Origin of the sequence: Rhodopirellula sp. P2, assembly GCF_028768465.1 — a bacterium.
Lineage (GTDB): Bacteria > Planctomycetota > Planctomycetia > Pirellulales > Pirellulaceae > Rhodopirellula.
Genome location: NZ_CP118225.1, coordinates 1618575 through 1638654, shown reverse-complemented (window position 1 = coordinate 1638654; position 20080 = coordinate 1618575). Strand labels below are relative to the sequence as shown.

The 20080-nt window shown below is 57.1% G+C and carries 9 protein-coding genes; 7 read left to right on the top strand and 2 right to left on the bottom strand.

Annotated features, from left to right (window positions below; translation table 11 throughout):
* The first annotated feature begins 41 nt into the window (after nt 1-41).
* The 4 genes from PSR62_RS05660 to PSR62_RS05645 all read left to right on the top strand — a co-directional run bounded on the left by PSR62_RS05660 (nt 42) and on the right by PSR62_RS05645 (nt 6888).
* On the top strand, nt 42-2885 hold the full coding sequence (locus PSR62_RS05660; protein ID WP_274406841.1) for a TlpA family protein disulfide reductase: 2844 nt from the start codon (nt 42-44) through the stop codon (nt 2883-2885).
* Between the two features lie 146 nt (nt 2886-3031).
* Nucleotides 3032-3613 carry a sigma-70 family RNA polymerase sigma factor gene (locus PSR62_RS05655; RefSeq protein WP_274406840.1) on the top strand — a complete coding sequence of 194 codons (582 nt, stop codon included), beginning with the start codon at nt 3032-3034 and terminating at the stop codon, nt 3611-3613.
* Nucleotides 3610-5076, top strand: coding sequence for a serine/threonine-protein kinase (locus tag PSR62_RS05650; RefSeq protein WP_274406839.1), 1467 nt, complete (start codon nt 3610-3612; stop codon nt 5074-5076). Before PSR62_RS05655 ends, PSR62_RS05650 begins: the two co-directional genes overlap by 4 nt.
* 651 nt (nt 5077-5727) lie before the next feature.
* The gene (locus tag PSR62_RS05645) at nt 5728-6888 is read left to right on the top strand and encodes a hypothetical protein (RefSeq protein WP_274406838.1); all 1161 of its coding nucleotides are present in this window, start codon (nt 5728-5730) and stop codon (nt 6886-6888) included.
* 758 nt (nt 6889-7646) lie between these two features.
* Here the strand turns inward: PSR62_RS05645 and PSR62_RS05640 are convergent.
* Nucleotides 7647-8999 (bottom strand): Gfo/Idh/MocA family protein, encoded by a 1353-nt coding sequence (locus tag PSR62_RS05640; protein ID WP_274406837.1) that lies wholly within the window; start codon nt 8997-8999, stop codon nt 7647-7649.
* 318 nt (nt 9000-9317) lie between these two features.
* Between PSR62_RS05640 and PSR62_RS05635 the strand changes: the two genes are divergently transcribed.
* Nucleotides 9318-11387, top strand: a complete 2070-nt coding sequence (locus PSR62_RS05635; RefSeq protein WP_274406836.1) for a M13 family metallopeptidase — start codon at nt 9318-9320, stop codon at nt 11385-11387.
* A gap of 337 nt (nt 11388-11724) precedes the next feature.
* Nucleotides 11725-14199: a hypothetical protein gene (locus PSR62_RS05630; RefSeq protein ID WP_274406835.1), complete on the top strand. Its 2475-nt coding sequence runs from the start codon at nt 11725-11727 to the stop codon at nt 14197-14199.
* A 164-nt stretch (nt 14200-14363) separates the two neighbouring features.
* On the opposite strand, the gene PSR62_RS05625 is transcribed toward PSR62_RS05630, so the two are convergent.
* Complete coding sequence (locus PSR62_RS05625; RefSeq protein WP_443217363.1) at nt 14364-16817, bottom strand: LapA family protein; 2454 nt, start codon at nt 16815-16817, stop codon at nt 14364-14366.
* Nucleotides 16818-17003: 186 nt separating this feature from the next.
* Here PSR62_RS05625 and PSR62_RS05620 point away from each other — a divergent pair, with 186 nt between their 5' ends.
* Complete coding sequence (locus tag PSR62_RS05620; RefSeq protein WP_274406833.1) at nt 17004-19967, top strand: hypothetical protein; 2964 nt, start codon at nt 17004-17006, stop codon at nt 19965-19967.
* Nucleotides 19968-20080: the final 113 nt, after the last annotated feature.

Sequence of the window (20080 nt, the reverse complement as noted above, 5' to 3'; positions counted from 1 at the left end):
TGATCTTGCTAGTGGGCGCCTTTGGTTTCCTGAACCGGGCGTTGTGCACCCCTCCATTGTTCGCGAATGACTTTTCCGGGATCCTGCGACTGAACAATGGCGATCATGTGCTAGGGAATTTCGCAGCATCACGAATCAGCGAAGGAGAATCCCCAACGGTTGTGAACTGGCAAAACCAGGGGTTTGCCACACCGTTTTCCTTCCCCTTCGCGTCCTTGGCATCGGCCACCTTTCCGCCTCCCTCGGAAATCACCGCCACCCAAGGTCGGTTCGCACTGGAACTGCTCAATGGCGATCGTCTGTTCGGCGATATCGTCCAGGTTGGCGATCCATTGACGGTTTCCCTCACCGGAGGCGAAACATCGGAACTGCCTCTCGCCAAGGTTCGCCAAATTTTTCGCTGGGATGATAGCCGCGCCGTTGTCTTCCAAGGCCCCGGATCACGCGATGATTGGGAGTCGAACGGTCGACTTGAAAGCTGGGTGGATTCCCAGGGCACGTTGGAAACCAGCACCGCATTGGCCACCATTTTCCGCGACCTCCAGCTTCCGCGATTGGCTCGCGTCGAACTGGACATCGCCTGGGAAGGAAAACCGAACTTTGTCATCGCCATCGGCGTCGATCCTGAATCCCCTGAAAACACTTGGGCCGACGCATTCCACATTGAAGTTTGGGACGATGACGTCGTCGCCGTTTGGGAGGATGGTTCGCTGGCTGGGGTGGAATCCATCGCGAAACTCAAAGAACTCGGCAACCGGCTGCAGGTGACTTTGAAGATTGACCAAGCCAACCGTCACGTGATGATCGAATCGATGCGTGGCGAAACACTGACGCAGTACACGCTGCCCATCAAAACGCCACGGATTACTCAGACCGGCATCTACTTCCGCAACATCGACGGCACCCTTCGTATCCGTTCCTTGCAAGTCCTGCACGCCACCGATCCAGCTCCAAAATCCAATGACACCGCTGAAGCGTCCGAGAACACCGACGAAAACGGCGTCAAAACGACGGTCCACCTGACCAACGGCGATGCATTCCAAGGCATCTGGAAAGGCATCGAGGATAACTTGTGGCAGTTCCAAGCAGGCGAAGAAGAACGCTCCATCCATGCCGATCAAATCATGGTGGTGGACCTCGATCCAGCCGACTCGGATGAAGCTTCCGAGCCCGAACTGCCCAGTCTCGATCAATTGCAAATCCGAACTTTTGATGGAATGCGATTGAGCGGTCGCCTGCAACGAATCGATCAACAGTCTTTGCATGTGATCGCTGAGGCGACCCAAGGCGAAGTCACGATCCCGATTTCCAGCATCGATACAATTGACTTCCAAGCATCGAAACCGAACGTCCCTTCCCTGCGGGGACAAATGCGATTGGAACTTGAAGGCACACGGCTCCATGGACGTCTGCTCGACGCCGAACCCGACAGCCAACCAACGGCACTTCGGTTCGAACCGGCTGGCACCATCGCATCGGTCATGCGCCCCAATGTCACCGGAAAATTGATCCTGCGTCCCAAAGTGGAAACCACGAAATCCGCGACGGAGCTTCGTATCGAAAGGCTTCAAAAAATTCGTCAAGCGGTCCAAAAACAAAACGGTGTGGTGCAGGCTCAAAATCGCCAGGCCGCCCCCATCCGGCCAGCCGCAAAACCTGGGGTTTGGAATGTGTTCAGCAAAGTCTTTGATCCCCAAGCGAACTTAAAGACCGTCGCCGGAAAACCGATCTACCTGAAGACGGGAGAAGTCATTCCTGGCAAAGTGATTTCGATCGACGAAAACGAGGTCACCTTCGAATCAGGGATGACCCAAAAAACCAAGCTCCCGCGTGAACAAATCCGTGCGATTCATCTGAACTCGACCGGTTCGGAACCGGTCATCGATGAACAGGAACGCCAGCGATTGCTCACCGTTCCGCGGAATCGCAAGAACAGCCCGCCAACCCACCTCTTGATCGCCAACAACGGCGACATGATGCGTTGTCGACTGGTAACCCTGACGGAAGAAGTTGCCAAAGTGGAATCGCGGTTGGAAACGATCACGATTCCTCGCAACGTCATCTCGCAAATCATTTGGTTGAAACCACCACTCGAAACGGAAGACGAGAACACCCCCGACACGGATGCTGATACCGAAGTACAAAATGCTGACGAAGACACGAGCGATGGCACCGTCCTGACCGTGCAAGGCAAGATGCACGACGGCAACCGATTGTCCTTGGTTCCCGAGAGTGTCATCAACCAAACGTTGATCGGTGACAACTTTTTCCTCGGTCCGATCCGACTGCCGCTCTCCAACTGCGAAGAACTGTATTTCGGCCAAATCGACGACCGTGACAACCCCGACGACCCTCACGCCATTTGGCAGCTCGTGAACGCCCCTGAACCCATCATCGGCGACTCGGGTGGTGGGGACGACTCGCTGGCGGGCACTCGCTCTCCCTTGGTTGGAAATCCTGCTCCGGACTTCAAACTCAAAACACTCGACGGCGAACCGTTCCAAATCGCGGATCAAACCGGTCGCACACTGGTCCTGGATTTCTGGGCGACCTGGTGCGGCCCCTGTCTGCAAGCCATGCCCGTGATCGAGGAAGCCGTTGCCGAATTTGATCCTGAACAAGTCCGCTTGGTCGCCGTCAATTTGCAGGAGAGCGCCGAAGACATTCGCAACACACTCGACCGAATTGGGGTCAGCCCCGAAGTCGTGATGGACATCGACGGTGTCGCGGCAGGACGCTACCAAGCCAACGCGATTCCGCAGACCGTGGTGATCGACGCGGAGGGCACCGTGACACGAGTCTTCGTCGGTGGCGGCTCGAAACTGGGCGAACAATTGGCCGACGCGATTCGCGAAACGCTGGGTGAGCCTGCGGAACAAAACTGAGTTTCAAAAAAACTTTTCGACAGGCGTGAGATTCTCGCTCGGTGGAGGACTGTACTTTTTAGACGACACGTTTCATTCACAGCGTCGCTCGGACAGGAGCAACGTCGTGGAGCAGATGCGGCTTTTCTTTTCGGCGGTCCCCAGCCATGCACTCACCCGAGACACGACCGAGCTTGATCGTTCGCTTGGGCGGTGCGGAAGACCAATCGGCTTGGTGGTCGTTTGTGGAAACGTACGAGCCCTTTCTCAAACACCTGGTTGCCCGGCATGGAACGCCCCCGTCGCACGTCGCCGACGTCACCCAGCAAGTCCTGATCTCGATCGCTCGCAGCATTGATGGATTCGAAGACGACGGCAAAGACGCCTCGTTCCGGCGTTGGGTCCACCGGGTCTCTCGCAACGTCGTGATCAAATACATGGCTCGCCAGCGGAAACAAATCACTGGCCAGGGCGGCACGGACGCACTGTTGCAACTCGACCAACAGCCCGCCGTGGATGATCCCGTGTTGGAAGATCAGTACCAACATGAATTGATTGTCTGGGCGGCCGAGAAAGTCCGCTCCGAATTTGCCCCCACGAGCTGGAAAGCGTTTTGGGGCACGATGATCGAAGGCCGACCGGTTGCGGAGATCGCTGGAGAACTGAACGTCTCCGCCGGCAGCATTTACATGTCGCGTTCCCGCATCCTGCGTCGCATTCGAGTGGTTCTCGACGAGGTGATGCAGTGAAACCCCAACACCCCAGCGACGACGTCCTGCGATTGGTGCTCGACGAACACGCCGACGCGCTGACCGACGAAGATGTCACCTCGCACCTCGATGATTGCGAGCTCTGTCAAAACAGAATCGAGCGGTTTGCCGAGTCCTCCCACGCAATTCGTGAATCGCTTCGCCGCGAGACGATGTCAGGCAGCTTCACGCTCGACACGCCCAAGTTGGCTGAACCCAGCGAGACGGCTTGGCTGGCCGATTTCGCGGTATCGTTTCTGCAGCCAACCGACCAACCCGATGCGATTGGCAAACTCGGCGAATTCGAAGTCCAATCCGTGATCGGGCATGGCGGGATGGGAATTGTGCTGAAGGGTTTTCAACCGGAACTGAATCGTCCGGTGGCCATCAAAGTCATGTCGCCGCACTTGGCCTCGATCGGAACGGCTCGCAAACGTTTTCTTCGTGAGGCACAAGCGACCGCGGCGATCGTGCATCCCAACGTGATGCCGATTTTGTCTGTCAGTGAATCCGCCACCCTGCCCTACTTGGTGATGCCGTTTGTGGCGTGCCGAACACTGCAACAACGCATCGACACCGAGGGCCCACTGCCGATCACCGATGTGCTGCGGATCGGTATCCAAGTCGCCGCAGCACTCGCTGCCGCCCATCGTCAAGGATTGGTGCATCGTGACGTCAAGCCCGCCAACATTCTGATCGAACCCGCCGTCGACCGAACGATGCTGACCGACTTTGGTTTGGCCCGCGCCGCCGATGATGCAACCGTCACACGCTCCGGCGTGATCGCGGGAACCCCGCAGTACATGTCACCCGAACAAGCCCGTGGTGAATCGGTCGATGCTCGCAGCGATCTGTTTGCACTCGGATGTGTTCTGTACGCGATGGCAACAGGACGCCCGCCCTTTCGTTCGGAAACCAGCTACGGAATTCTCAGACGGATCACGGATCATCCTCATCGTCCGATGCGAGAAAGCCAAGCGAGTGTTCCGGTTTGGATGGACCACTTGGTCGATCAATTGCTTCGCAAGGATGCACGAAATCGAATCAGCAGCGCCGAAGAAACGCAGCGTTTGCTGGAAGCCTGCTTGGCCCACGTGCAACAACCCAGCATCCCTCTTCCGAGCGAAGTGATGGCATCGAAAAGACCCCACATCCGTCTCGCGATTCTACTGACGGTTCTGCTTCTGGCTTCCATCCCATTGTCGGCGATCAATGTTTGGAACCGATCCCGAACCAGCCAATCAACCGTCGTCGAGACGCAACCTGCTAGCAATTCGTCTTCGCCCCAACCCGAGCCCGTCGCCTCCGAGTATGCCTTTGCTGGGCCGGTCACCGAATCGGTGTGGGACGATCAGACAAAGAACGAAACCACCTCGTTCGCCGAGATCGATTCCCAACTGGAACTTATACAGAAGCAGATCGAATCGCTGCAACGAAGCCTCGAGGTCAAGGAACAACCGTGAGTGCATCGTCTCAGCTTCGCCGTCTTGAGCGAAGATGTCGTGCAGTTTTTACTTGCCGTTTCGCCAAGCGTTTATCATCACCCTCCCTCTGGGAGGGTCGAGCGAAGCGAGGGGAGGGTTATGGGGAAGAGTTACGCGAAGACCGTCAAAACTTGAGGGTCGACACGGACAATGCGGCGTGGGTTTTGGTTCTGTCCCACGCCCCAACGGGGCAGCTCTATGATAGCCCCAGGCATCGCCTGGGGTTTCGTTACGAACGCTCCAACGCGAGCCCCAACGGGGCGGCCCTAACAGAGAGTCCCGCAAAAACGCTAGGACCGCCCCGTTGGGGCTTTGCAATCTTGTTCCCGCCGCACCCCAGGGCGTCGCCCTGGGCTGTGATAGGGCTGCCCCGTTGGGGCGAAGTCGTGCAACAGAACTTACGCGGTCCAGAACGGTGTCACCCCTCAAGTGTTGACCGTCCAGGCAATGCACCTTGCTTCCCATGCCCGACCCTCACCCTCGCGTACGCCTGAACGGCGTCGCTCGACCTCTCCCCATACTTCGTTTCGGGAGAGGTGCACCGGGCCGAAACCCACAAAGGATCTGCCCCATAAAGAACGAAAAACAAACCCATCACCAGGTGAGACCTGGCCTACTCGGAGAAATCTTATGTGCACACGACTGAGCCTGCTGTTTGCGGTTGTCTTCTCATCGATGCTTGGTATCGCCATGCCCACTGGTTCGCTGCAGGCGCAGGGAGACATGGGGATGGACGGCACGGGGATGGACATGGGAATGAGCACGGCTCCTCCGTCACCTTCCAACCTTCCTCTCAAGGTCACGATCCTTCTCGGTCCCGACTATGACTTCGAGACCAAACCTTTCATGACGGTCCAGGACGTCCTGAAGTGTTTTCCAAACTACGATTACGGCGGAGGTGGAATGGGAGGCATGGGGGGCGGCTCAGTCTCCGCCATCCAATATCGAAAACCCACTTCTGGTTTGATCGACTTGGACATGAAGCTCTCGATCCCCGACAAACCCGAGCGGCATGTCATCGCTCGCATGCCGGAGGGATTGAAAGAAGAAGACCTCGATTCTTTGAAACGAAAGATCCGACTGAAAGCACTGCGATTCGGTTTGAACCGTGTGACGTTCCTGCCCAGTGACTTCAGCATTCCCAAAGACCAAAGCAGCATTTGGTTGCAGGTCCCGGTTGGAAGCCAGGCGACCTTGAAATCCAACATGGAACAACACGTCGCGATCGCGTTGGACTTGGCCGAGTGGTCCGAGACCAGCCGCCGACGGCCACGCATCGACCTGTTCTTCTCGCAAGAACTGATGAACCGCAACCCGTTTGATGCGCCCGCAACCGATCCATTTGCTCCCGCCACCGTCGATCCGTTTGGCGGGTCCCCGCCCAAGAAGACTTCCTCACCGCAGACATCGGATCCATTTGGTGCCGAAACGGGAGCCGATCCGTTTGCCGCTCCACCGGCATCCAGACCTGCTTCGATTCAAAAAGCTGCCGATAAGGCTCAGAGAATTCGCCAACAGATCGGCCGAGAGCTCAAGAGTTTGAGTGAAGCAGGCGACAACGAAGCATCGAAGGCAGCAAAATCAAAAGCCAAAGAGCGAATCAAGGCGATGTTCATCGAACTTGAAAGGGAGCAGATCCGAATGAAGCAAATGCACATCCAGCAACTGGAAAAGCAGTTGCAACAAATCAGTGACTCCATCGCGGAACTCAGCCGTCCCGAAGCAGTCGAGCAGCGCGTTCAAAAGCAGTTGGAATTGATCGACAAGGGCCTGCAAGACCCCCAGAAATGACCGTAGCCGGATTCGCCAAGAATTCGGTGGGCGACTTCGCCGTGCCTTCCGAATTCTGGCGAATCCGGCTACCTCGATTCGTAGGCCAGGTTGTACCTGGCGACCGCAATCGACGCTTTGGAACAAAGCGAGACGTGTGATTCAACGTCGCTCGCGAGCGTATCGTGGGCTAGCGTATCACCATCGCCAGGTAGAACCTGGCCTACGCAGCGATGACGTAGCCGGATTCGCCAAGAATTCGGTGGGTGACTTCGCGGTGCCTTCCGAATTCTGGCGAATCCGGCTACCTCGATTCGTAGGCCAGGTTGTACCTGGCGACCGCAATCGATGCTTTGGAACAAAGCGAGACGTGTGATTCAACGTCGCTCGCGAGCGTATCGTGGGCTAGCATATCACCATCGCCAGGTAGAACCTGGCCTACGCAGCGATGACGTAGCCGGATTCGCCAAGAATTCGGTGGGTGACTTCGCGGTGATTCCGAATTCTGGCGAATCCGGCTACCTCGATTCGTAGGCCAGGTTGTACCTGGCGACCGCAATCGATGCTTTGGAACAAAGCGAGGCGTGTGATTCAACGTCGCTCGCGAGCGTATCGTGGGCTAGCGTATCACCATCGCCAGGTGGAACCTGGCCTACGCAGCGATAACGTAGCCGGATTCGCCAAGAATTCGGTGGGTGACTTCGCGGTGATTCCGAATTCTGGCGAATCCGGCTACAAGATCGTGCTCTCCGAATTCTGGCGAATCCGGCTACGACGTTTTACACCGTGGGCAATTTCCATGGGGCACGGTATTCGTAGTGCAACATCTCGTTGGCGGATTCGTCGTTGGTGAACCTCTCCGCCTTTGCATCCCAATCCAATCGCTTGCCCAACGTTTGCGAAATGTTCGCCAGGTGACAAAACGTGGTGCTGCGATGACCGATCTCAATGTCCGCGTGACAACGTTCACGCGAAACCATGCAGTCCAAAAAGTTGCGTGCGTGATTGACGGTCAACACATGATTGTTCGAAACCTCCGAACGTGTCTCTGGCTTGGCAAAGTCGTCTTGCTTCGAAAACTGACCGCGTCGTTCAGGAAGGATCTCATACTGACGTTCGGAAACGTATGCGGTCCCCTTGGTGCCACGCAGTTCGATTTCGCCTGACGCGAGCGTTGGGTTCATGCTGGTTTCGTATTGTCCAAAAACCGCCAAGCGTCCCGATGCGAATTGGAACGTCACCTCCATCGTGTCCGGGATCGTGCGGTCGTCGTCGACGCCAAAGCGTCCCCCCATCGCACAAACACTCGAGGGTGCCTCTTCGCCCAGGCACCAACGAATCGCGTCGAGGTAGTGCACTCCCCAGTTCCCCATTTGCGAACTGTAATCCTGCCACCAACGAAATTTGTACGGGGCGATGTTGTCTTGATAGGGTTGCTCGGCACGCGGGCCCACCCACATGTCCCAATTCAAATGGGCAGGTGGTTTGGACGTGGGAAGTTTGCCGATGCCAGCGGGAGCCATGTTGCTGAGTCGATAGGCACGTGAGACGCAGACTTTTCCCAGCAAATCATCCTGCACACGCCCGGCCAATTCGTGATACAGCGGGCTGCTGCGGCGATGCGTGCCGACTTGCGTGACCCGATTGAACTTGCGAGCGGCGTTGACCATCGCTCGTCCTTCGAAAATCGTCGCCGACAATGGTTTTTCGACGTAAACGTCCTTGCCCGCTTGGCAGGCCGAGATCATTTGCAAAGCGTGCCAATGATCGGGGCTGGCGATGACCACAGCATCCACGTCGGAGCGTTCCAACAATTCGCGATAGTCGCCGGTTTGATAGACGCTGCTCCCCGCCGTTTCACTGGCCTTTTTCGCGGCCGCCGCCATCGCTTGGGAATCCACATCACAGACCGCCACAGGCTGACAATCTTTGTGCTCAGCGAAGGCTTTCATCAATTGGCTGCCACGGTTGGCAACGCCGATGAACCCCAGACCAACGCGATCGTTGGCTCCCGCTGCCCGGGCACGCGACAAAGCCGTTCCGGCGGAGAGCACAAATGTGGTCGCGGCTGTTTTTTGGAATCGACGACGCGAGACCGATTGCGATTCGGGCGTGGGGTGGGACTTTGGCATGATTTCCTCGCAAAAAGAACGAAAGGCGGGGGTGCGGGTGGGTCAGACATCTTACCCGGCCGGGGTGCCCAAGTGTCGCATTTCCGCACCTGACACCAACCCGGATTTGTGGGACGATGCCCCCGGAGTTTTGCCCCACGAACTAGCAATTCGCTGGAATCGTATGGGTCGTTTCTCCGCTGACTTCGCACCCTCCCATTGATTCTTTCCAATCGACTCGTTTCGACAAAAGGATTGCTCGTGACCACTCGTATGCCCCGACCCTCAGCCCCTCGTTCTTCCCGCAGGGTTCGCCTGCAGGGCTGCTTTGGAATCGCGATGGCCGGTCTGTCGTCGCTCGGCAAATCCGCCGCGGGTTTGGCCTTGTTCGCCGCGGTTTTGCATCCCGCGGTCGTCTCGGCGGAATCTCCCGGCAAGACCAGCCAAACGGTTGCCGACAAAGTCTCTGGCATCGACCAGTCCCTGTTCAGCGCCACGGTCGAACCGGGGCAAAACTTCTACTTGCATGCCAATGAAGAGTGGCTGGAAAACACGCCGATTCCATCGGACAAATCCAACTACGGAATCTTCACGGTGTTGGACGACGCGACGCGGTCCCAAGTCCGAGCGTTGATCGAACAATCCGCTGAGACCAAAGCCGAGCAGGGCACGCCAGCCCAAAAGGTCGGCGATCTGTATCGCAGCGTGTTGGACCTCGACCAACGCAATGCACTCGGGCTCAAACCCATCCAACCCGTTTTGGAGATCGTCGACGGATTGAAATCCAAAAAGGATCTGGGGGCCACGATCGGTCGCCTGTCTCGCGTTGGCGTGGGTGCTCCCTTGGGTGCCTACATCAGCGTCGATGCCAAGGCCAGCGACACCTACACGGTGTACCTGTCTCAATCTGGATTGTCGCTGCCCGACCGCGATTATTACCTCGAAGACGATCCCCAATACGTGTCGGCTCGCCAAGCGTTGCAGGTTTACGTGCAAGACATGCTGCAAGTCTTGTCGGTTGAGTCCGCCGAAGAGTTGGCACAGCAAGTCGTCGCCATCGAAACCGAACTGGCGAAGAACCAATGGACCAAGACCGAAAATCGCGATCCGGAAAAGACCTACAACAAGCTCACGCTCGCGGAAGTCGACGAAACGATCGCGGGCTTCGACGTCCCCGCAATGACCCATGCGATTGGCTTGACCGACCAAGACGCCTTTGTCGTCCGGCAACCCAGCTACATGGAATCACTCAGTGAGACCTTCGCCAACCACAGCCTCGAAGCATGGCAAGCGTACTTCCAGTTCCATGCCATCGACGCCTACGCGTCGGCATTGACCGAAGACTTGGAACGCCGCCACTTCGAATTCCACGACAAAACGATCTCGGGAATCGATGAGCAACAACCGATGTGGAAACGCGCGGTCGATTTGACCGGCAGCGTTTTGGGTGAGGTCGTCGGGCAACTGTACGTCGAAGAGCACTTTGCTCCCGAAGCCAAACGCCGCATGAACGAATTGGTCGAAAACCTCAAACGCGCCTTTGCCGAACGCATTGAATCGCGTGACTGGATGAGCGAAGGCACGAAGAAGCAGGCCCTCACGAAACTCGGCAAATTCCACACCAAAATCGGCTACCCGGACGAATGGAAGGACTACAGCAAACTCGACATCACTGCTGAGTCCCCCGCGACCAATTTGATCGCCGCGTCGATTTTTGAAACCGAGCGTCAACTCGCCAAACTGGGTGGGCCGATTGATCGCAACGAATGGCACATGACGCCACAAACGATCAACGCTTACTACAACCCGACGATGAACGAAATCGTCTTCCCGGCCGCGATCTTGCAACCACCGTTTTTCAATTTGGCCGCCGATGACGCGGTCAACTATGGCGGAATCGGCGCGGTCATCGGCCACGAGCTTTCGCACGGCTTTGATGACAAAGGCAGCAAGTACGACGGCGACGGGAACCTCGTGAATTGGTGGACGCCCAAGGATCGCGAAGAATTTGAAAAGCGAGCCTCCGGTTTGGTCGACCAGTACAACGAGTTCCAACCGTTTGAGGACATGAACGTCAACGGCGAACTGACGCTGGGCGAAAACATCGGCGACTTGGGCGGACTGAGCGTTGCTTACGAGGCTTATCGACTGTCATTGGAAGGCCAACCGGCCAAGGTCATCGACAATTTGACCGGTGATCAACGATTCTTCCTGGGCTGGGCCCAGATCTGGCGTCGCCTGTATCGCGAACCCGAATTGCGGAAACGTTTGATCACGGACCCGCACAGCCCCAGCGAATACCGCGTCAACGGAATCGTCCGCAACATGGACGCTTGGTACGAAGCGTTCCGAATCGACGAGACCGATCCGCTCTACATCGCTCCGGAAGAACGCATTCGAATCTGGTGAGATCGCCGCGAATTTCAGAAATCGGATGTTACCGAAAGCTCATTCCCAGCGAATGAGCTGGGATTCTTTTTCTTGGCTCAGCTCTTTCCAGGGGAGCAGGCGCTGGCCCAATCCCTGGTGATCCGAAGGCCAGGAAGCCCCCGAAGCGTGGTGATGAACCAGCCATTCCTCGCCGTTTGCCTATTCTGACATTCCTTTCACCCAATCGACCGCCCAATCACGCCGAGGTGCTTGCCCCGCTAGCGAGCCTTCGATTCAACTCACCTTGACCAGTAAATTCCCGTGGGGATACCCTCTGCGGTTTGAATTGCAACCATTTTGTTTTTTGGACCCAACGATGAGCAGTAGCCCGTTCGAGATTTTTCGACGCAACCTCAAACCAATGATGGTCTTGTTGACTTTGTTGGCATTGTTTGCGTTCGTCGTCTTGCCTGCGTTGGACACTTACCTGCGGCGAGGAGGCGGATCCAATTCCGACCCTGTCGCGGCGGTCTATGACGGTGTCACGCTGACGCAGAGCCGCGTCGCCCGCACAACTCAGCAGCACCGTGCAATCGTCGGGTTCCTCAGCGATCTGGGCCAAGAAACGCTCCGGCGTGGGGGAGTGCCACAGGTTCCTGGTTTTCAATACGATCAAGAATCAGGCCAGATTCAATCGCTCGGCATCGATGCGAACCCAAGCGAAGAAGCCACCATCAACACGATGCGGTTTTACAGCGAAGCCAGAAAAGCTGGTTTCGAGCTGGATGACACGTCCGTTCGCAACTGGCTCAGCCGCTACACCGATGGATTGCTCAGCGACAACGAAATCGGTTCGATGCTGATGCAGTTCACCAAAAACCAAATGGGTCCCATCCAACTGTACGAACAGCTGCGGATGCATTTGCTGTCGGATCTTTACCAACGCAGTGCAATGGTGGGACTGATGAACGGCCGCATGCCTGTCACCACCCCGTTGGCTCAATGGCGAAATTTCCTGAAGACCAATCAGTCCGCAAACATCGACGCCTACGGCGTGTTGGTCGCCGAATACCTCGACCAAACCGATGAATCCCCCAGCCAGTCCAAAATCCAAGAAGTCTATGACGCTGGAAAGGACCTGCTGGCCTATCCCAACGACCAAAGCCCTGAACCCAAGTTCCGTCGTCCGGATTCGGCCGAAATCGAATTTGTCTTCGCCGACCTGAACGAGTTCGTTGAACGAGAAAAAGCCAAACTGACCGAAGAAGCCATCCGCGCCGAATACGAACGCCGACTGGCCGGCGGTGATTTCCAAATGCCCGTTGAGGCAACCGAGGACGCCACCGCGGAACTCGAAGCAATGGAAACCGAAAACGCTGCGGAAGAAGCCGTCGAAGAAACGGTGGAAACCACCGAAGAACCGGTCGCGGAAGAAATGGTGGAAGAAACCACCGAAGCGGAAGCTGAAACCGAGCCCGCCAGCGAAGAAAGCAGTGAAACCGCCTCCGAGGAAACCCCAGCGGAAGAACCCACCTCCGAAGAAACTCCTGCCGAAGAAACTCCTGCCGAAGAAACTCCTGCCGAAGAAACTCCTGCCGAAGAAACTCCTGCCGAAGAAACTCCTGCCGAAGAAACTCCTGCCGAGGAAACCAGCTCGGAAGAAACAGGCTCCGAAGAAAGCACGGACGAACCGGCCAGCGAAGACAGTTCCATGCTCCGCTCACGCGACGAAGCGGTCCAACTGGTCGCGTTCCAAGACGACGATGACGCCGCAGAAACTCCTGCCGACGCTCCCCCAGCCACTGAAACCAACGAAGACGAAATGGAACTGGGCGACGGGTTGGACCTGGGCGACGAACCGGCCGAGACCAAACCGCAATCCTTCGAAGACGTTCGCGATGCAATTGCCACCGACATGGTTTCCGAAACCGCACGTCAAAAGCTGGACCAAACCATCACCGAAATGAACGCCTTGATGCGGGACTACTTCAGTGAAATGGCCGTCCACGAGAGCAACGTTGCGGTTGGCGTTTCGACCGCCGAAGAGGCTCCCACACGTCCGGACTTGAAGGCGATCGCAGAAGAAAAGGGACTCGGCTATGGCACGACCGGCTTGGTCAATCGTGTCTCCGTCAGCGAAGAGCCGATCGGCGAATCCTACGGGCTGGGCCAATCGCTGCAACAACGCGGTGCTCCCTACTACGCGATGATGTTTGGAGCCGCCATGCAAGACGGTTCATCCATCCCTGCCCAACCAGAGTTCGCGCCCCAACGTTCGGTGGACCTCGAAAATGCGAAGTCGTATGTCTCTTGGAAAACCAAAGACATCGAAGCGTACACCCCCGAACTGGACGAGGTTCGCGAAGAAGTCATCCTGGCGATCCGCACGGAAGAAGCTCGTGAATTGGCCCAAGCAGCGGCCCGGAAACTGGCCGACTCCTTGACCGAAGGCAAGAAACTGGCCGACGTCGTCCCGGAAGGCAAAGAAGACAACTTGCACACCGGACTGGGCCCGTTCAGCTGGCTCAACATGGTCGGGATGATGCAAACTTCGATCGGCAATGTCCCTGAACTGAACTCGGTCGGTGATGAATTCATGCGATCGGTCTTCAACACCGAAGTCGGCCAAGCCAATGTCGCCCCCAACGCACCTCTCTCGGTTTACTACGTGGTTCAACCCACTCAGTTCCAACCTGAGATGGAGCAACTGCGAGAGCAATTCAGCCAGCCGCAACAGCGTTTCATGGCCCAGCTGATCGGTGACGACGGAGCGACCAACATCGTTCGTGGATTCTTTGAAACGATCAACGAGCGAACCGGTTTCGAGATCAAACTGGGCGAAGACCGGTAGTGATTTTGAAGTTGCGTTTTGAGGCCCAAAGGGCCGGCACATATCTCCGCTGGATTCGTTGTGTCGCCCCGTTGGGGCTTGGTTCGTGAACTCAAATTTGAAACCGGGCCTTCACAGGCCCGGCAAAGGCTGTGTCGCCACTACCGTGGCTCAAAACGCACCTCCTACACTCGCTGCTGGCGTGCCAACCGGTCGCCGCGGCGATTGCACCAAGCGAACACGAGTGCCGCCACAATCGCCGTGACCACTCCCGCCGCTGCGAGGGTTCCGATCCAACGGACGCCGATGGGATCCTTCGATGTTGGGGTTCGATCGACCCAGCGGCCCGCGATCAACAACGGCGCAAACTGCTTGCCGTCGTGCGAGGCCATGAGATCGGACTCGTAACTCCACAAGCGATAGAAAAATCCTTCCACCCGAACCGGCTTGGAAATCGTGCGTGACAGAGCGTTCTCCTCGGCCAGGAACGCGGGCAACTCGGCGGTCACCAACGTCACCGGATAACGATTTTCCATCGTGACGGTCTCGCCATCTTCCGTCGCAATCTTCAGCTGCACATTGCCCAGATCACCCATCGCGTCGATTTGGTAGTAATGGTCGCTGCCAACCTCTTGAGCCCGAGCATCCAGTTCCACCGACACGCGAGTCCACCGGACTGTCTCGACATCGATCCGGATCCACTGCCCCATCCACTTCTGGGGCTCCTTCAACAGATCCGTTGGACTGACCTCCACTGCCGACGCTCGCATCGCGGACGCAATGGGCCCCAGCGGTTCGCTGCTGACGGGAATCAAGCCCGCTTGATGTGCCGCCCCAATCATTGAAAAGAAAACCTGCGAGTCCGCGTCCATCAAGGGCCGGCGACTGAGCGACACAATCTCGGGCAACCGAGAGATGTCCACCCCCAACTCGCTGAGCACCTGCCAGCCGAGTGACTCGGGTTGCACCGGATGCCAACGGAGATTTCCAGCCACGGCAATGGCCGGCGTTTCGTCGCCGCCATGAACCGCAACACCAACGCCTGACAAGCGATCCCCCACCGCAACCTGCTTTGGCAACGGCGCAGCAACGATCAACATGCGCGATCCAGCTTCATCAGCCACAACCAACTCCACCAACTGACGCAGCCCCAAGAACTCAGTCAACTCCTCCGGAACGGCCACAAATTGCAACGACTCAATCTTTCCATCGATCTCCATGGCATCTCCCACCGAGACCGATGAGGTGCCCGAGTCGGGGCGACGCTGATCCAATGTGGATTCCGACAACCGCTTCAACCGGAACACCAACTTGGCTTGCTCGTCCCTGGCTGCATCGCCATTGCTTCCGGTTCGCATTCGATCGCCGAGTCGTTGCAATCGCTCGAGGTCAAACCCGGACAACACATCCAGCAACGACGTGTCACTTTTCCCGAGTCTCGTCTCTTGCTCGGAAACAGAAACGTCGGACTGCGGCGCGACACCCCAAGCCTGATTGACCGTCCAGGACGAGAACCCCAACGCCAAAAACGCCACCAGCGGCAAGGTGACATGATCTTGCTGGCGTCTGGCACGTAGACGCCGGTGTGAGACCGCTGAACGCCACATCACCAAGACTCCGATCGCCACCCCAATCAAAGTCGCGATCACAACAATCATCCCCAACGACAGCGGACGGGACTTCTCCTGCGACTGCACCCCCGAACCTTCCGCCGTCACAGACTGAATCGCGGCTCCAACGACCGGGTTGCCGTTGGACCGGACTGCTTGCACGTGCCCCACGACGACGGGCGTGAGCTCCACCCCATCGGCAGATTGATACGAAAGCCGTTTCAGAAATTCCCCCTCGACGATGATCGTCGGCAGCGGTGAATCCACATCCAACGCACCGCTGGCCGTTGAATCACTCACAAGGCCCGGCACCAATTCGCGAATTCCGTTGGGCAATTCAGGGACAATGACCAGCCAAGGCCGCTGGCTTCCGTCTTCGGGTTGCAACCAACAATCCCAGTAGCGATCGATTCCCCATTGGTTCGCGTTGGCTTGAACAGAAACAATCCGCACCAACTTTCCGGTCGCACGGACCGTTCGACCTCGGTAAACCTCCGGCTGCTGCAACAACGGCAACACGCCCGTTTCCAGCACGGGCTCAAAAGGTGGCTCCGCTGACCAAGCCTGCTGTGATCGGTGCAGCGCCAACGTCGCGCACAGAGCGGGCTGATCCGCGGACCGCCAAACGGTTCCGTCGTCCACCTGAGCGATGAGCGAATCCTGCTCCATTCGGGTGGGGGTACGTTCGCCGTCTTCGAGCGTTTGGTCTTCTGAAAGAATTTGTTCTGCGACGGCAGCCTGAACCGTTTCCCACTCCGATGGAGCCTCTTGCGCGTCGGTTTTCTCGGTCAAACGCGAGGTTGTCTCCACTTGGACCGGGACCATCGTCTCGGGAAAGAAGATCGCATACACCCCAGGACGCGCCGCTTGCCTCATCACCATCAGGACCAATACCAACGCCAGCATCAACCGAAACAGCCGCCGGTAAGTTTGGGTGGGAAGGCCACCTCGCGCGCGTCGACGATAGAGATTGTCACGATTGATTTCGTTGGGGATACGCATGGTCACGCATTGGATTCGTGGACACATCCGGCCGCAAAAGGTTGCTCCCGGTACTTTCGCACTTTAATCTAGTCCTTTGCGATGCAACACAACCGCAAGGGTCGCGGCACCACCATCCGAAGCTCTTCTCCCACCTCGTCTGCACCCATTATGCCAGCACCGACTCCATCGTCTCGTCGCCGATCTCGACTAGCCATCCGGGTCGTTGCGGCGATGTTCTTCAGTTCCATTCTGCAGTCATCGTCCAACGTTGCCGCAGAAGGTGAACCCGCGGAAGAATTTTTGAAACGTCTTCGCTCGGCGGGCTACTACGAACTGGCCGACGTGTACCTGGATCGGTTGCCAAATGTCCCCGGCGTGGACCCCCAACTGCTTTCCGCGATCCCGCTCGAAAAAGCCCAGACCTCGATCGATGCCGCCATCGCCTCTCGAAGCACCAGCCAACGCGACCAAGCATTCGAGAAAGCGGAAGCGGAACTTCAGGCCTACGTGGACGCCAATTCGTCTCACGAACGAGCCAGTGAAGCTCGATCGATGCTGGGCAAATTGCAGATGGTTCGCGCAGCCCAATACATGAGCGGTGAGCTGGATTTCGACAAACGAAAAAAAGCAAGAGAGACCTATGCCAAGGCCGCCCAAACATTCAGCGCCATTCAAGCGGATCTGAAATCCAAGTTGGAAGGCATGCAGGGCGCCAAGATCGATCCTGCCAAGGATCCCGACAAGGCCGCTCTGCGGGACCAGTATCGTTTCGAGTATCTGCTGGCTCGCCAAAACACTGGCGAAGCTCAACTGATGGGCGCGAAGACGTTCGAAAACCCAGCCCAAGACGGCAAAGGACTGCTTGAAAAGTCGCTCGTCGAGATGGTCGAACTGAGCGAGAAGTATGAGAAGTACATCATCGGTGCGTCCGCCTACCACAAACGCGGTGACATCGAACGCTTGCTCGGTCGAAAAGAAAAGGCGATCGAAAGCTACACGCGAATGCTGGAACAGCAGGACGCCGATCCGCTTCGTGAACCCAAGATCGGGGCCACGATCGGACTGATCAAATTGGCGCTCGCGGAAGACCCACCGAACTACAAAGACGCCATCCAACAAGGCGAAGAGTTTGAAAAAACGCTACGCCCCAATGAGAAGCGACTGCCGATTGCTCAAGAACTGCGGATTGAACTGGCCAAAGCATTCATCGCGAAAAGCAAGGACGAGAAAGACACCAAACCCAACGAGCGAAAGCGAGCGACCAGCGACGCCCGACAACTGCTCTTGTCAGCCAGAAAGGTGGAGGGTCCTCACACCGACGAAACCCAAACTCTGCTGGCCGAACTCGGGGTGGAATCCAGCGACGAAACGGTGGAACTTCCCACCGCTGACGATCCAGCCAACTTTGACGAAGCCTTCAGCTCGGCGAACCAATTGGTTCAAACGACTCAGTTGTTGAGCGAACAACTGCAAAAGCTTCAAGCGGACAAAGCTCCCGCCGACCAAATCAAGGAAGTCGAAGACTCCCTCGTCAACGCTCGTCAGACCGGCGTGATCATCCTGCGGCGTGGGTTGTCGATGATCGATTCCGAATCGGACAGCATGCAGGTCAACGAAGCCCGCAAGTTCTTGACCTACCTGCTGCAACAAGAAGAGCACTTCCGCGACAGCTTTGTGGCCGGCCGTTTCCTCGCGCAGAACGCTCCTGGAACCGACGCAGGGTTGGTCGGCGGCGTCTTGGCACTGGGCTCCGCTCAAAAACTGATCGCGCAATCAGGTGATCGCGAAGCCGAGTACTGGCTCAAAGAACTGCAGTCCGTTGGCGACTACTTGGTCCGCATCTGGCCTGACGATCCGAAGGCCGCGGCAGCGCAAGACATCATGGTGCGATTGGCGCTGAGCAACGATGACTTTGATGGCAGCCGAAAACTGATCGACGAGATGGCCGATGGCCCCCAGAAATTCATGCTGGCGCGGTTGCTCGGTCAATCGCTGTGGAACGATTCCATTCGACTGATCTCGGATCAGAAGACCGACGAGGCTCAGGCACAGATGAAGGCCGCCGCCACGGAACTTCAGAAGGGACTCGACGGGATCTCGGGTGGCTTGGTGTCGATGGAAGCCTTCCAAGCGGCGCTCACTTTGGCCAAGATCCAAGTCCGAACCGATGCCCCCAAGGCTGCTGTCCAAACACTGGACCATCCCAAGTTCGGCCCCATCGCCAATCGATCGAAGATGGACAAACCCTCCACTTCCATGATTTCCGATCTGTATCGCACGGAACTGCAAGCGGTTGTGGGGCTGATGACGACCAGCGACGATGGCACGGACAAATTGCTTGACCGTGCGGCCGGCGCCATCGATGAACTTCGTTCCAACGCACAAGGAGCCGACGGCGAGAAACGCTTGGTCAGCACGTTTGTGTCGCTGGCAAACGACATCCGCCAACAGCTCGACACGGCACCTCCGGCCAAGAAGACCAAACTCGTCGATGCCTTCCAGGTCTTCCTGACTCGCATCGCTGATTCAACGGACGACAAAGCGACCCTGCAATGGGTTGGCCAGACTCTGATGGAACTCGGTGAGGCAACCATGGCTCCCGGTCAAAAGAAAGCCAACGGTCAAGCCGCCGCGTTGCTGAAGTCGGCTGCCGATACCTTCACCAGTTTGAAGGATCCTTCTGAAGCAGGCCTGACCAATCGATTCCTGCTGGGCAAAACACAACGTCTGCGAGGTGAATACTCGGCGGCACTCAATGAGCTGGAAAGCGTTCTGAAGCAAAAATCGATGATGCTGGACGCACAAAAGGAAGCCGCGCTGACGTACGAACAATGGGCAGGCGAGTTGCAACCCAAATTCGCCGGTCGAGCCTACAAGTCCGCACTCAGTGGAGGTCGCCCTGGACCAGACAAGAAGAACACGATTTGGGGCTGGGGCCGGATCAGTCAACTCACTCAGCGAAATGAACAGTTCCGAGACATCTTCTTTGAATCTCGCTACCACGTTGCTCTGTGTCGGTACCTGCAAGGCAAATCGACGAACAGCGACGCCATCGTTGAACAAGCCATTCGAGACATCACCGGACTGGTTGTCCTGTATCCCGAAATGGGCGGGCCCGAGCAAAAGCAAAAGTTTGACGCCCTGCTCAAACAAATTCAACAAGCCGCCGGGCAACCCGCGACTGGCCTGAAGTAACGTTCCATTTCAACTCCATGTCCGGGGTAGCGAAACTCGTCAAGAGTTTTGAGCTGCACCATGATTCGCCGAAAGTCTTGACGACTTTCGCTACACCTTCCCAACCTGCATTC